The following is a 13,570-nucleotide window of genomic DNA, read 5'->3' as shown; positions in this document are numbered from 1 at the left end:
AAGGTTCAATAAGTATCAAGGTCGTAAACGCGGACAAAAAACTTGTTGGCTGCTACGCTTCGCTTCACATTTTAGCCAACTATTATTAGCCGGTTACAACGGCGTTATACGCAAAGGCGTGAAATAATAGGACACCCATTTTAAAGTTGACCAAGATTTAACCGTTGACTACTTTTAAATTAAGTTTAAACAGTAGGCTAACGATAATGACCAAAGCACGTAAAAGACAGGTGAGTTTACAAGATACCAAATACTATCATTGTATTTCACGCTGTGTTCGACGTGCTTATTTGTGCGGTAAAGACGCTCATACAGGTAAATCATACGAACATCGCAGACAGTGGATTGAAGACAAACTTCAACAAATAGCCAAGGTATTTTGTATTGATGTATGTGCCTATGTGCCTATGTGCCTATGTGGTTATGAGTAACCACACGCATTTTGTTCTGTATGTAGATGACAAAAAAGCAAACAGACTCAGCGATAAAGCGGTGGCAATTCGCTGGCATAAGCTATTTAAGGGCACACCCCTTACTCAAAAACTTTTAGCTGGATAAAAATTAGATAGGGGCCAGCAGTTCTTCTTAGCAAGAGAAATTAAATAATTTAGACAGCGACTATCGGATATAAGTTGGTTTATGCGTGTACTTAATGAACACATAGCTCGCAAAGCTAATAAAGAAGATAGTTGTACAGGCAGGTTCTGGGAAGGCCGCTTTAAATCACAAGCTCTCTTGGATGAAGCAGCACTTGCTGCTTGTATGGTCTATGTAGATTTAAACCCCATTCGCGCCAAAATGGCAAAAACACCTGAAACATCAAACCACACAAGCATTAAAAAACGCATCGAATCAGCAAAAGAGGGTAAACAACCCAAATCATTATTGCGATTTTCAGGGAACCCCAGAAAGCATATGCCAAAAGGTCTGCCGTTTGAATTTAAGTATTACTTACAACTAGTTGAACTTACAGGGAAGTGTATTCGGGCTGACAAACGTGGCTCAATCGATTCTTCTCAACCTATTTTAACTAGGCTCAATATTTGTCCTGAGAATTGGTTAAAACTCACAACACAATTTACCCGAGTCTTTAAAGGGGCTGTAGGCCGGGAAAGGTCTTTGCAGAGTTATTGTGAGCATGTGCAATTAAAACGGCGGAGTAATTTATACCAATGCCAAAGGTTATTGGCTTAGGGGGTTCTATTTTATAAGGTTAACTTAACACTTCGAGCTGGTATTCTAGCCGTCAGCCCCCATGTTAATATCTGATTGTGTTTGTCAGAGTGGTTTTTCTAGCCTTGACTCTTTTATGTAAAAGAATTCACTTTATCAATTTTAGAAAAACTTGGTAATTATATAGTAAGCTTTACTTAATTAAAGTTGGGTGTCCTTTTTTTATGTTAGTTTAAGGTGGATGTCCATTTAATTAAATCGGTGTCCCCTTAAAATCTTTTTTTAAATAATGTTTGACTTTTTTAATGAGCGAAGACAAACTCGTTTTGGAACGTTCCACTTATGGTTTGAAATCTTTTTATATGGACTCAAAGCCTTTTCTATTTGCTTTTTATGGCTTTATTTATGTGGAAGGTTTGTTTTTACTTTGTCTAGGAACTAGAGCAAGTTGCTTGATGAGTCATAAATGAAAAATGCGTCGATATTAAAGTAAAAACTTGGCTAAAAATTACGGCAATTCAACTCAATAACTAATAAATTGAACCTTAACGCGGAAGGCAAATGATAAAAATATTTAGAGTTTTGTTACTCTTTTTAATACCAATAAGCTGTCATTCGACAGGGGGAATAGTACATCATAATGATATAAAAATTTCCAAATTAGCGGATGGCGTTTGGGTTCATACTTCACACTACATATACCCAAACGGGTTTAAGATGTCATCTAATGGCATGATAGTTCAAAATAATGATTCTCTTATCTTAATTGATACTGCTTGGGGCGAACTAAAAACGTTAGAGCTACTTAATAAAATTAAGGTAAAAATAAATTTACCAATAAAAAAAGCTTTAATTACACACTCTCATGGAGATAGAGCATCAGGCGTGGATATATTAAAGTCAGCAGGAATAAAAGTTTATTCACACCCAAAAACAAGAAAGTTTACTGTACAACAGGGAACAGCTGTACCCAATGAAGTTTTTTATCAACTTAGGGAGCCAGGTTCATCCATAAAGTTTAGTGATGTTGAAGTATCTTATTTAGGTCATGCTCACACTGAGGATAATTTAGTAGTTTGGTTACCTAAATCGAAAATTTTATTTGGGGGCTGTTCAATTCGAGCTCTAAAAGCAAAATCCTTAGGTAGTACTGCTGATTCAGACATTAATTCATGGCTAGATGTAATAGAACACCTTAATTCAAAGTATAAAAATATCTTTGTTGTTCCTGGGCATGGACAAGTCGGCGGGAAAAATTTATTAACACATACAGAAAAGCTATTAAAGCAACATATGCAGAATTCTTTAAATTAATACTCTTATCAAAGCCGTATTATCTATAAAATAGTTAAGAGAACATGAAATGAAAAAAGTAATAATTGATACTGACCCTGGAATTGATGATGCAATGGCAATTCTCCTTGCTCACCAGAGTAACAAATTAGATCTAATAGCTATAACTACAACATTTGGCAATGCCAATATTGCAAACAGCACTAAAAATGCACTTTATTTAAAAGACAGGTTTGGTATGAAAGCTGTTGTAGCAAAAGGGGTTGACTCACCTTTAACTCAATTACCTAGTGCCCCAGCAACAATTGTCCATGGTGAAAATGGGTTAGGCAATATCAATATTCCAGATGAAATTGAAAGTAAAGCCAATGAAGAAATTGCACATGATTTGATAATTAAATCTATCAAAGAGCACCCAAACGAAATTACGCTTATTGCAATAGGCCGATTAACAAATTTAGCTTTGGCAATAAAAAAAGCCCCAGAAATCACCTCACTTGTTAAAGAGGTTATTATAATGGGGGGGGCTTTTGGCTTTAATGGGCACGCAGGAAACTTAACACCATTTGCTGAAGCAAATATATTTGGAGACCCTCACGCTGCGGATATTGTGGTTTCAGCGAATTGGCCAGTAACAATGGTGGGTTTAGATGTAACGCAACAGACAATAATGAACAACTCCTACCTCGAAAAGTTAAAAAATAAATCGGCTAAGTATGGGCAATTTATCTATGACATTTCTAGACACTATTCTAAATTTTATAATGATGATATTGGATTGGATGGTTTTTTTGTTCATGACTCTTCAGCTGTAATTTATGCTATTTGTCCTGAACTTTTTACTGTAAAAGAAGGGTGTGTAAGAGTGGTTACAGAAGGTGTAGCCGCTGGGCATACCCTATTAAAGCAGTGTGATAGAGTTTACCCGATTGATGAATGGAGTAACCAACCGAAACAAAAAGTCTGCACAGGCGTTAATAGCAAGGAATTATTAAACCTGTATATAGATAGCTTAGCCAATTGTGATTAAGGTAATAGCAATCATAATCAAAGAGGGCACAGCTCTATGCATAAGAGGCTTGGTTGAAGTGGAACCGAACTAGAAAATTAAATCGGACTAAAACTGCTTTCCTCTATTAGGATCACATTATGATCCGCTTTTTAGTCCATTTAATGAAGCATCACAATAAGGGAATTTCAGCATGTCTACTGAGTTAATAATATTGGCCGCTTTTGTTTTAGGTGTGGGTAGAAATAAAGAAATAGACACCCACTTTAAAATTCTAATGTTTCTAAATTAACAGTTTTAACATTCATCTTAGGCTTAATAGCTTTAATAATTGGCGGATTTATCGGCTTTTTTAGCTCGACTTATATTTTATCTCTAGCTTCGCTTATTTGGGCGGGTGGTATTCTAATTGCCCAGTTCTACAAGCAACGCACCTAACAAGTTGTTAAACAAGGATAAAATATAGTTGGCTTTTGCTCCTTCGTCGCATATTCTAGCCAACTATATTTAGCCTGTTAACAAAGGCGTTGGTATGACTCCCACTGTCAAGTTAAACGCACTGATCCTCGCCTAACTTTTTAAGCCATAATTATTCCAACTCGAATTAGAGCGAGTTAATACATAGGATGAAGCAAGTAATGTCGTCGGTTTTCATGGCGAAGCGTCGCCCCGGTGATATTCGTTGATTATTACTATTTCTAGTAACAGAGCAGACTTTACTTAACTCGACGTGGCACCTGTTTTCAGTCTATGTTCGTGGTTCAATGCAGTGTTAGCTGCATTGCCATCCTAACGCCGTCGGTGGTTGTGCCACACCCGATGCTTGACCCAATGCATTAACTCTAATTCGTTCATATTAAGCCGGTACTCTCGATAATCTTAATTTAGTATTTATCGGAGAGAGTACAATTTGTTTTGCGATTGCCCATATGTACGCAATCATTTCACGAGCAATGGCGGTGACAACAAGGTTGTAATGCTTACCTTTGTTAATGAGCTTTTTATAACGTTTGCAGAGTCTTAGTTGTGCTTTCCATGCGATATCAACAATCTGTTTTGGTAAGCCTTCTTGTCGTTTTTGTAACTCGGTCATGCCAGATGTTAGGACTCATAGCGGCTTCACAAATTGCTTAGGCATCGTTATTATCATTACTTCTGCCGCTACGAAAAGTTTCAATAAACTTAGCAGCAGTAATCGCGACTTGGTTACCCTGAAGCTTAAACTCTCGCGCTCAATAATGATCACCAGAGCAGGCTTCCATAGCTATGAAGTAAGGATTGAGTTTTGAAATAAAGGCGAGTAGTTTTTACGAGATAGAGTTTTTCTAAGAATAACCTTTTCATGATTATTCATTTAAACAAGGGAGAATAAATTTTGCTAAATCGATAACAAGTGTTTGAATGTTATTCATGATGGATTGCTGTAATTTGAGAACAACATCTTAAACAAGGCATAAGTGCCTAGCAATGTATACAGCGATTATCTTGTCAGGTTGGCAATAGTCTCGATAACTAAACAATAATATAAAATTCTTAATAAGAATTTGGTTCAATACATATTGTTTAACAACGTATTATTTTTACTAATAGATTTAGCTTCAAACTCATTTGATTACAGGGTGAAAAATGAATACTTTTTTTGACATAGAAAAGCTCGACATAGTTATTGCTCTTTTATTGATTATCATTGCGACAAGTTTCTTTAAATTCATTTTTAATGTAATTTACCGAAACTTATCTGGCACAAGTCAAGCGCAAACAATCAATATTTTAATAGATAAAGGGTATTATGATGTTGGGCTTCGTAAATGCGAAATGTTCATATCTAAAAGACCGTGTGATGCAAATCTGCTTTGGTTAAGAGCTACTTTGTACTTTAAGTTAGATCACAAAGATAAAGCTATGTCTGAATTTCAAAATTTGATTAAAACTGAGCCTCTGTGGAAAGAAGATGCTCAAAAGTATATTGATGTCTTGAACGATGAACTTCAACGTTAAATTTAAGGGTTTTACTATTTAAACGAATAAAATCAGAATATTATTAATATTTTGCACTTTTAAATCTAGGCTTCTTTTAAAACAGAACATGGTGGCCTTAATGAATAAAGATACTGAAAGCTTAACAAATTTTGGGTTTGTAGATTTAGCCTTGGTGTTGATTTTTTCTTTGCTGATTATACAACCAAAAACACCCGAAACAGCGATCAACCTCAAAGTGGGTCAATTTGAACCAATAGCCTATTGGGGTAAGAGACATACAACTGCTTTTAAAGTAGAGCTAGCATCTGATGGGTTTATCAATTTTAAAGGTGAGAAAGTACGTTTTCATCTAAGCGATATGTCTCGTATTGAAAAGTATATTGATAATCGATTGGCGGAGTACCCAACTGATAGGGCATGGATGTTTATAAGCGATAGTGTTGAAATGAAATATGTGATGCAGATTTCAAATTTATTCAATAAGTTTGGCATTTATCATCTGGCTGTTACTAGTTTATAAAATTTTTTATTAAGGAGAGTAGAGTGGGGAACTTACTATTTAAGGAAAAGCTAGTTTTAATTTTGTGTTGTTGTATCAGCTTTATTTTCTTTTATGCAGGTTTTATAGGTTTTTTTATTAGTAATAGCTCAACAAGTGACTTAGCTTTAGCAATGGGCGCTGCGATTACAATATTTAGCGCAGGGTTGAACCCTAAGCTCTTTTCTTTGCCTTTGAAGTCTGCCCTATCAGAAGTACCGAAACCTATATTATTAAAATCTAGCACACTAAACTTCTTACTAATAAGTGGCTTATCCTTGAGTGTTTTGGGTTTGATAACTAAATATATATTCTGAAAAACTTGATTCGTTTACCCTAGGGTTTCATTACTAGGTGGTTATTATGAGTCTTTATGTATTTTTTCGCACATAAACCTCAATTCTGAGTAAAACAAAGCATTAAAATTACTGTTTATTTTTTAATCAAACGTAAGGTGAGCTATGAACAGTCCTTTAACACTTTTAGTTGTTAAGAATATTGCGGAGTCACTTCATTTTTACACTGAGATCTTAGGGCTTAAATTACTAGAGCAATACGATGACTGTATTAAATTGAAATCAGGGGCTCATGAAATCATTATGTTTGAAGGCACAAATAAAGCGACTGAATACGCACATGGCTATAATGCAAATTCTACTTTATTATTTACTGTTGATGACTTAGACAGTCGAATTAAAGTGATGAAGTCTTTTGGTGTTCAATTTGTTCATGACTCGCCGAATGAAAATCGTTGGGGAAGATATTCTGCTTTTAAAGATCCATCAGGTATTGTGCATGAGTTATTTCAGCTTCATGTATAACTATGATTGATATAAAAATGTGGTTACCTTGAGGTATCCTTATACTATATAAAAAGCTCCAAAATAGAGCTTTTTATATAACTCTATGCGCTTTATTCAGCTAAACCTAGCAATTCAAGTCTTTCTTTAGCCTGCAAGTATCTTGCTCTAACATCTTCAATTTGTTCTTGAGTCAGTTTCTTTCCAAGTGTGCGTAAACCACCTTCCGCATCGTTATGGTGAACACCAAAAGCAAACTTTAAGTACTCTAAAAGTAATGGTTGGGCGTCAAGGTATGAGATTGAGTTCATTGCTTGAGAAATTTTGTTCGCTTCTGCCCATTGCCCATTATTTACATACTCTTGCATCGTAACGCTTGCTTTAGGGAAGATACAACCGACACCAGTAATACCACCGCATGCGCCTGCCAGACCTGCATGTACGGTAACAGTATCGACACCTGCTAGTACTTTTAATTCTTTGTTTTCTAGCATGAGTGTTTCAATGACTGATACATCAGTGGTTGAGATTTTAAGCGCTGTAACCTCCGGTAAAGCTGCAAGTCTCATTAATAATGAAGTTGATAGAGCATGATAGCCAGCAGCATCTGGATTATTATATGGCATGATCGTAACGCCAGCTTCTTTAGCAGCAGATGCTGATAACGCGTAATAGTCATACATTTCATCATCTGATGGTGTAGCTTCGGTTTTTGGCGGCATAACCATGACTGTATCAACGCCCACTTTTGAGAGCTCTTTTACGATTTCGGCTAATTCTTCTTTTGTTTCTGCCGCAGCACCACTAATTAAAGGTACATTAAATTCTTTGGCTACTTCTGAAAGAGAAGCAAGTAAAGATAAGCGTTGTTCATTCGTTAAATAGCTATTTTCGCCAAGTGTGCCAGAGCCAACTAAACCGCCCATTCTGGTTCCTGCTTTACCTTCAGCTCTTAAAATATCTGCAGCATACTTTTGTGTTGCTGCTAGATCTATTTCTAAAGCGCCAGACTCAGACTCTTTTAGCCATGTAAAAACGGCTGGCATAACCGTATAACGCCAATCTGTACTGTTTGTTTCCATCGTAATACCTTAAAGAATAAAAAACGTATCATAAATAAGATCGTATAAAATATACAATTTTATTGTAGCACCTAAATTGCAATCAGAAAAGTATGAGTTTTATTGACTTCATTTTTTAGAGCAGAGAACACACTTAGAGTGTGCTTAACGTTCGAGTGTACTTAAAAGAATATGAATAAAAGCAGAAAGTTAGCGCTTTTTGTTTTTGTGTGTTTTGGAAAAAAAACTTTTCTAAAAATTCATTATTAGGTACATTAATTAAAGATAACATTCTATATAACTATTAGATTTAGACTCATACCCTAGACTTAGCGAAATAAAAAAGATCCGTACGACTGAAGGTGAACTTCTCAACCACAAAGACGCAATTGAAAGAAGGCTTTCGCATGTTGAAATTCGTCTCAACAAATTAAATGACGCAAAACTCTTATGTCAAAAATCGTAATTAGACGCTTTTTAAAAGATATTACTCAACACTTCCCTGAAGCTGTTCCGTTAATGGAACAGCATGAAAAGTGGGCTTATACTTTTAGGTTCGAAACTTTTTCTGAGTTGACCAACCAAGCCTTCAATTTAGGCGATATCGATAAAGCTATATCTTATTTAAATTACATGAGTAAAAAATTTGAGTCGGCTTCAAATATCGAAGCTGAATATATTGATGTCTATTATGTTGAGCACTTGTTCTTTTCTTGTACTGCTGAAGCCATTGATTTTGGCTGGCCATTGGTCCCTAAAAATTTACAGCAGCTGTACATAAACTTTCATGGTGGCGCACCAAATAAAAAACTTTAAATTGATTAAATATTGATTGTTTTTATAGGTTTTTTATATACGATAGCCAATTCGAGATTAACTCATTTTTAAAAGAGGAATTGATGAGTAAAAATAAAAAATATCAACACGACCATCATCGTGGTGAGATAAAAGATAATGCGATTAAGGCGCTTGTCACGAGCGTGTTGTTTAAGAGTAAAGTCGAAAAGCCTAAAAAAGGTAAGGGCAGTTATCAACGTAGCAATAAACATAAAGGCCGAGAGCCTTATCTTAAGGCAGCCTAAGTTTTAAGATAAGGTTTTTGTTCTATAGATAAGGATTTTCTATGTTTATTGTGTCTTTGAGTTACTGTGCACCGCTTAGCGTCATTGATAAATACATTCCAGAACATAAAACGTTTCTAGAGAAGCATTATGGCAATGGTAACTTTATTTTGTCAGGCCGTAAGAACCCAAGAACGGGTGGTGTGATCATTTCTACAATTAAAGATAGAAAGCAGTTAGACAAGGTAATTGCGCAAGACCCATTTTTTATTGAAGCACTTGCGCATTATGAAATTACAGAAATTTTACCAACCATGGCTGCACAGCCATTGGCATTTCTTCTCCAAGATTAATCCGATTTTAAATAAGTATCTTAAGCACTTTAGTTTTAGGTACTTATTTATCTAGTAGTAGCTCTACCACTTCTTTGTTGGCAATTTGCCTTTTTGTCACTAACAGTTTGTTGTTCTTTATATCTGTAATATTTTCGGTGTTCTTTGTAAGTGTCGTAATAGTCTCAAAGTGTTTATTTTGTATGTCATAACGCCAAACTTGATTTTGGTTGTTTATACCGTAAATCTGGTTATCACGAATAAAGAAGCGCTTATTATCACCGCCTTGCATATTAAGTGCGGTAATAGGTTGATACTCTATCGCGCTAGAAATCCAGAATCTATCCATATGATCGGTGAGTACAATCGCACCGGTATCCGATTTCTTTGCCCAGTTGACACGCTTGTCTGTTAGCTTTTGCACTTCGCCTGAAATTAAATCTACTTGAGCCAGTTTTTTCACTCCATTGAACTGTGCAAATACCAATGCCGAGTTTTTATTATCATCCCAGTGTAATAATGCAAGTATGGGTAAGCTTGTCTTAATTGGTGTTTGTACTTTATCTAAAGAAATATTAAATAACGTGCTATTTGCGTTCATTAATATATTTTTACCATCGCCCGACCATTTTATACCAGTGACATAGCTGTCTGTTGGTAACTGACTCAGTTGCGTAGTCGTACTTTGATTTGTTACCCAAACTTGTGCCTCACCTGAGCGTGCTGATTCAAAGGCAATATAACTGCCGTTTGGTTGATAGACTGCATTATTTTCAGCTGTATTTGACCTTGAAATAACACTGGATGAGCTTTCGTTTAAATCGACTGATATGATATCGGTATCATATACTCCTTTTATAACTAATCCTCTATCACCATCAGGGTGAAACATTGGACTTGAGAAAGGCTTGTCAACAGGAATACTAATATTCTGTATTTCGCCATCAAATGTCATTGAAAACAGTTGTCTTCCTGTACTAAAAATTAATGTATTCTCAATTGGTGAAAAGTTAGGGCGAATAAAACGATATCCTGCAATTTCTTGAGGTAAAAGAATTGGATGGCTAGAAATCAGCTCGCCGTCGGGCCTAATGATATCTATATAGTACCTGCTATCTTCCTTAATACTCGTGACTGCAAGTAAATCATTGGTTGGTGAGTAATCGTAGTGGTAAACAAAGCCATCATGGATCACATTGGTTTGAGTCTGATTACTTTCAAAACTCACCAGTTGCCAACGCTCAGTGTGTCTTTGCATAAGCGCAATATTGCCATTGTTCATCCAGTAGGGTCGTCTAATCTCGGAGTTTTTGCACTCTAGGATTAAATCCATTTCCTGCGGTGCGTTTAAGGCTTTTTCGAAATCTAGACTCATAAGTTGATAGCATTTTTTCTGCATAACAGGTTCAGCACAGTCAACGGTTCGGATGACAATAATTTTCTTCCCGTCTTTTGAGAAGCGTTGTTGTCCATAAATATCCATATTTTTGGTGAGTTTATATTCTTGCTGTGTTTCTAGGTTTTTCGCCCAAATATCGTTAATACATTCTTCTTCTGAGTAGCGATGAAAAATAATGTACTTACCATCTGGTGAATAAATGCTGGCTAATTCTTTGCCGTCTGTTGCGGTTAGGGCTCGTATTTGTCCTATGGAAAAGGGTTTTGATGGTTGTGCTGCGAAGTAATAACTACTTATCAGTACAAGGCTCAATAATATGAATGCAAACAAGAAAAATGGTTTGTTTAACAGCTGCTTATTAGAACTTTTTGCAGAGCTATCGCTTTGAGCTATTTTTTTATCACGGCCTATAAGTACGTCTTCAGGATCTTGCTTTTGGAAGTGTACTGTTTGTTCTTCTTTGGTGAGCCAATGTACGTTTTGCTCTAAGCTGTAACCTTGTTTTGCATGGGTTTTAATATAGGTTTGCTCTTTACCATCATCACCTAAAGCTTTTCTGAGCTGGGCGATACTGCGTTGTAGTGTGTTAGGTGAGACAACAGTGCCTTTCCAAACGTTATCTAATAACTCGTCCTGACTAATCACTTTGCCTTGATGTTTGGCTAAGTAAGTGAGTACGGCTAGGGCTTTTGGCGGAATGATTTGTGGTTTAGTGTCTTGTGTAATTTGATTGCGCGAAAGGTCTATAAGAAACTCGCCAATTTTATATTGCTCTGCCATGCCAGCTCGAAGTGCCAATTAGAATTAAGTTATTTATGAATAGAGTACCTTTGGGCCTTTCAAAACGCAATTCGCTAACCGACTGATATACATACTTTTAAAAATTATCAGGTAAACGTCAGTAGAAAATCATTGTCAGTTCATGTGTTTTTAAATGTTTTTAGTAGCTTTGTTGTACAACTGACTAAAAGGAGGCTGTATGAGTCTTAAATCTACATTAAGCATTACACTATTTGTATCTATGAGCATTTTATCGAGTAATGCACTTTCTGATGAACTTAATAAGAACATTCCGCTCGCAAGTAAAGCCGAGCAAACCATGTCATTTTGGGATTTACCATACCTAGAAAGTGCTTATATTAATACTCGTCCCGAAGAAAGGTCGGATGGGTTAGAAGTAGGTGATCTATCTAAAGTTACGAAGAACAAAAGTGCAATCCTTCAATTATCAAAAGACATTCAGTCAGGAAAGTATGGCTTGTATGACAGTTTGTTAATCAGCCATAAAGATAGATTGATTTATGAATCTTATTACCGTCGTTCAAGAATAGATTTACCATCAGGGCAAGCTTCGGCTACAAAGTCGCTCACCAGCCTTATAGTTGGTATCGCAATTCAAAAGGGGTATTTAACATTAGACGATTTACATAAGCCATTAGTTAGCTTTTTCGGTGGCTTAGATTCGAGTAAATTTGTTTCTGGAGTTGAAAAAATAACGCTTCATAAAGCGATGACAATGCGAGGTGGGATTAAAATAGATCAAGAAACGATTAAAGAGATTGAAAAACAGCCTGATAATCTGAAAGGCAAAAAACATATACAAGCGATTTTTGAAAATTCTCAAGCCATTACAGATGAGGCACAAGCCTATGCATATGGTAATTTAAATGATGTGCTGGTAATGCAAGTCATTGATGCTGTTGTGCCTGATGGTGCAGAGCAATTTATTAAAACCGAGTTGCTTGATAAGTTAGGCATTAAAAATTATCAATGGAGAAAGTCAATCAGTGGCTTACCCACTGGCGGATATGGTGCCAAGTTCACATCACGAGATATGTTAAAGTGGGGGAGTTTATTACTCAATGGTGGCCAGTGGCAAGGTAAGCAACTTGTTTCTAAAGCTTATTTAGATAAAGCAACTTCAGCCATTGTTGACCCGCTTGATACATGGATCCCCGAAACCTTTATGTATGGCTACTTTATTTATCAGACGGATATCGCGATAGATGATAAACAATTTAAAGCTAACTTTGCATGGGGCGGTGGTGGCCAATACGTTATTTCAGTCAAAGATCTTGATTTGGTTGTTGTGATAAAGGGCCACGACAGAGAAGATAGAATACTCGATGCCGCTTTAAACACGGTTTTACCTGCATTTTTGTAAATCTTAATAAGACTACATAAAGTTGAATATTTTTATGTAGTCTTTCAATCATTTGTATGCTGAGTGTTATCATTATCGGCCAATTTATATCTTTTAAGGCTGTAATGAATAAATATCTTTTTGGACTCGTTTTCTTAGCATCAAATTCATACGCGTCTTCTACTCCTTCTTTTACGACTGAGCTTTTAATCGGGTCTTCTTCAAATAAGCTCCACGCATCTCAAGACTTTGATTTAGGGGATGAGCGCTCTTCTAGCAATAGCTCTTCTTCTTTCGGTATTAGATTTGGTCTACCTATTTCGGAATATTTTTCGGTTGAGTTATCTAAACATTTTTATGGTGAGGCAGATCATTCGTACACACGAAATATCTCTTCTGATTTGATAAATGACAACAGCTTCGAATCTATCGCTGTTAAATTACCAATCGAAACAGACGCGCTTAAATTTGGTATTAAGAGTCATGTAAATATTAATGCAAAACTGAATGTAAATTTACGAGTTGGTTTAGCTAATTGGCGTTATAAACAGTATTCGCCAGCTATGTTAGTTGTAAATGATATTCAAGAACAAAACCACAGTGGAAGAGACGTATATTTTTCAGTTGGCTCTGAATATGTAGTTTCAGATAGTATTTACATAGGTTTTGAGTACTCGCAATTCAGTATTAAAGAAAGCGAACATGGAGCATTTGCAGCTGATGTCAGTTATTCTCATAAAATAAACGACTTTTCTTTAGTCTTAGGGTGGGCTTTTTAAAC

13 protein-coding genes and 2 pseudogenes are annotated in these 13,570 nt (G+C 36.0%); 11 read left to right on the top strand and 4 right to left on the bottom strand.

Features of this window, described 5'->3' with window-relative positions; all coding sequences use genetic code 11:
• Nucleotides 1–206 precede the first annotated feature (206 nt).
• From C1E24_RS03895 to C1E24_RS03885, 3 genes and pseudogenes are all read left to right on the top strand, one after another.
• Nucleotides 207–1,194, top strand: a pseudogene (locus tag C1E24_RS03895) (transposase).
• A gap of 540 nt (nucleotides 1,195–1,734) precedes the next feature.
• Nucleotides 1,735–2,487, top strand: a complete 753-nt coding sequence (gene bla, locus C1E24_RS03890; RefSeq protein ID WP_138478902.1) for a subclass B1 metallo-beta-lactamase — start codon at nucleotides 1,735–1,737, stop codon at nucleotides 2,485–2,487.
• Nucleotides 2,488–2,536: 49 nt separating this feature from the next.
• A complete protein-coding gene (locus C1E24_RS03885) occupies nucleotides 2,537–3,496 on the top strand; it encodes a nucleoside hydrolase (RefSeq protein WP_138478900.1) in 960 nt (319 codons plus the stop codon).
• Nucleotides 3,497–4,331: 835 nt separating this feature from the next.
• Here C1E24_RS03885 and C1E24_RS03880 read toward each other — a convergent pair.
• A pseudogene (locus C1E24_RS03880) lies at nucleotides 4,332–4,562 on the bottom strand (IS110 family transposase); the annotation flags it as partial.
• Between the two features lie 539 nt (nucleotides 4,563–5,101).
• Between C1E24_RS03880 and C1E24_RS03875 the strand changes: the two are divergent.
• Both C1E24_RS03875 and C1E24_RS03870 read left to right on the top strand, forming a co-directional pair.
• Entirely contained in the window at nucleotides 5,102–5,473 is a 372-nt protein-coding gene (locus C1E24_RS03875; RefSeq protein WP_138478899.1) for a tetratricopeptide repeat protein, read from the top strand.
• A gap of 100 nt (nucleotides 5,474–5,573) precedes the next feature.
• Nucleotides 5,574–5,975: a hypothetical protein gene (locus C1E24_RS03870; RefSeq protein WP_138478897.1), complete on the top strand. Its 402-nt coding sequence runs from the start codon at nucleotides 5,574–5,576 to the stop codon at nucleotides 5,973–5,975.
• 91 nt (nucleotides 5,976–6,066) lie between these two features.
• Here C1E24_RS03870 and C1E24_RS20885 read toward each other — a convergent pair whose 3' ends face one another.
• Nucleotides 6,067–6,240: a hypothetical protein gene (locus C1E24_RS20885; protein WP_171040757.1), complete on the bottom strand. Its 174-nt coding sequence runs from the start codon at nucleotides 6,238–6,240 to the stop codon at nucleotides 6,067–6,069.
• A 214-nt stretch (nucleotides 6,241–6,454) separates the two neighbouring features.
• On the opposite strand from C1E24_RS20885, the gene C1E24_RS03865 reads away from it, so the two are divergent.
• Nucleotides 6,455–6,814: a VOC family protein gene (locus C1E24_RS03865; RefSeq protein ID WP_138478895.1), complete on the top strand. Its 360-nt coding sequence runs from the start codon at nucleotides 6,455–6,457 to the stop codon at nucleotides 6,812–6,814.
• A 92-nt stretch (nucleotides 6,815–6,906) separates the two neighbouring features.
• Here the strand turns inward: C1E24_RS03865 and C1E24_RS03860 are convergent, their stop codons facing one another.
• Complete coding sequence (locus C1E24_RS03860) at nucleotides 6,907–7,875, bottom strand: dihydrodipicolinate synthase family protein (RefSeq protein WP_138478893.1); 969 nt, start codon at nucleotides 7,873–7,875, stop codon at nucleotides 6,907–6,909.
• Between the two features lie 429 nt (nucleotides 7,876–8,304).
• Between C1E24_RS03860 and C1E24_RS03855 the strand changes: the two genes are divergently transcribed.
• From C1E24_RS03855 to C1E24_RS03845, 3 genes are all read left to right on the top strand, one after another.
• Nucleotides 8,305–8,670, top strand: coding sequence for a DUF7674 family protein (locus C1E24_RS03855; RefSeq protein ID WP_138478891.1), 366 nt, complete (start codon nucleotides 8,305–8,307; stop codon nucleotides 8,668–8,670).
• A gap of 83 nt (nucleotides 8,671–8,753) precedes the next feature.
• On the top strand, nucleotides 8,754–8,936 hold the full coding sequence (gene arfA, locus C1E24_RS03850) for a ribosome alternative rescue factor ArfA (RefSeq protein WP_058029774.1): 183 nt from the start codon (nucleotides 8,754–8,756) through the stop codon (nucleotides 8,934–8,936).
• A 41-nt stretch (nucleotides 8,937–8,977) separates the two neighbouring features.
• Nucleotides 8,978–9,268: a YciI family protein gene (locus C1E24_RS03845; RefSeq protein ID WP_138478889.1), complete on the top strand. Its 291-nt coding sequence runs from the start codon at nucleotides 8,978–8,980 to the stop codon at nucleotides 9,266–9,268.
• 43 nt (nucleotides 9,269–9,311) lie between these two features.
• Here the strand turns inward: C1E24_RS03845 and C1E24_RS03840 are convergent, their stop codons facing one another.
• Entirely contained in the window at nucleotides 9,312–11,426 is a 2,115-nt protein-coding gene (locus C1E24_RS03840; protein WP_138478887.1) for a winged helix-turn-helix domain-containing protein, read from the bottom strand.
• Between the two features lie 199 nt (nucleotides 11,427–11,625).
• Between C1E24_RS03840 and C1E24_RS03835 the strand changes: the two genes are divergently transcribed.
• Complete coding sequence (locus C1E24_RS03835) at nucleotides 11,626–12,810, top strand: serine hydrolase domain-containing protein (protein ID WP_138478885.1); 1,185 nt, start codon at nucleotides 11,626–11,628, stop codon at nucleotides 12,808–12,810.
• A gap of 104 nt (nucleotides 12,811–12,914) precedes the next feature.
• Nucleotides 12,915–13,568 carry an outer membrane beta-barrel protein gene (locus C1E24_RS03830; RefSeq protein WP_171040755.1) on the top strand — a complete coding sequence of 218 codons (654 nt, stop codon included), beginning with the start codon at nucleotides 12,915–12,917 and terminating at the stop codon, nucleotides 13,566–13,568.
• Nucleotides 13,569–13,570: the final 2 nt, after the last annotated feature.

Origin of the sequence: Pseudoalteromonas phenolica (genome assembly GCF_005876835.1) — a bacterium.
Taxonomy (GTDB): domain Bacteria; phylum Pseudomonadota; class Gammaproteobacteria; order Enterobacterales; family Alteromonadaceae; genus Pseudoalteromonas; species Pseudoalteromonas phenolica_B.
This window is presented reverse-complemented; position numbering and strand designations above follow the sequence as displayed.

What these genes read in the sequence shown, in the direction of transcription:
- bla (WP_138478902.1), top strand. Translation starts at nt 1,735, where the DNA reads ATGATAAAAATATTTAGAGTTTTGTTACTCTTTTTAATACCAATAAGC.
- C1E24_RS03885 (WP_138478900.1), top strand. Translation starts at nt 2,537, where the DNA reads ATGAAAAAAGTAATAATTGATACTGACCCTGGAATTGATGATGCAATG.
- C1E24_RS03875 (WP_138478899.1), top strand. Translation starts at nt 5,102, where the DNA reads ATGAATACTTTTTTTGACATAGAAAAGCTCGACATAGTTATTGCTCTT.
- C1E24_RS03870 (WP_138478897.1), top strand. Translation starts at nt 5,574, where the DNA reads ATGAATAAAGATACTGAAAGCTTAACAAATTTTGGGTTTGTAGATTTA.
- C1E24_RS03865 (WP_138478895.1), top strand. Translation starts at nt 6,455, where the DNA reads ATGAACAGTCCTTTAACACTTTTAGTTGTTAAGAATATTGCGGAGTCA.
- C1E24_RS03860 (WP_138478893.1), bottom strand. Translation starts at nt 7,875, where the DNA reads ATGGAAACAAACAGTACAGATTGGCGTTATACGGTTATGCCAGCCGTT.
- C1E24_RS03855 (WP_138478891.1), top strand. Translation starts at nt 8,305, where the DNA reads ATGTCAAAAATCGTAATTAGACGCTTTTTAAAAGATATTACTCAACAC.
- arfA (WP_058029774.1), top strand. Translation starts at nt 8,754, where the DNA reads ATGAGTAAAAATAAAAAATATCAACACGACCATCATCGTGGTGAGATA.
- C1E24_RS03845 (WP_138478889.1), top strand. Translation starts at nt 8,978, where the DNA reads ATGTTTATTGTGTCTTTGAGTTACTGTGCACCGCTTAGCGTCATTGAT.
- C1E24_RS03840 (WP_138478887.1), bottom strand. Translation starts at nt 11,426, where the DNA reads ATGGCAGAGCAATATAAAATTGGCGAGTTTCTTATAGACCTTTCGCGC.
- C1E24_RS03835 (WP_138478885.1), top strand. Translation starts at nt 11,626, where the DNA reads ATGAGTCTTAAATCTACATTAAGCATTACACTATTTGTATCTATGAGC.
- C1E24_RS03830 (WP_171040755.1), top strand. Translation starts at nt 12,915, where the DNA reads ATGAATAAATATCTTTTTGGACTCGTTTTCTTAGCATCAAATTCATAC.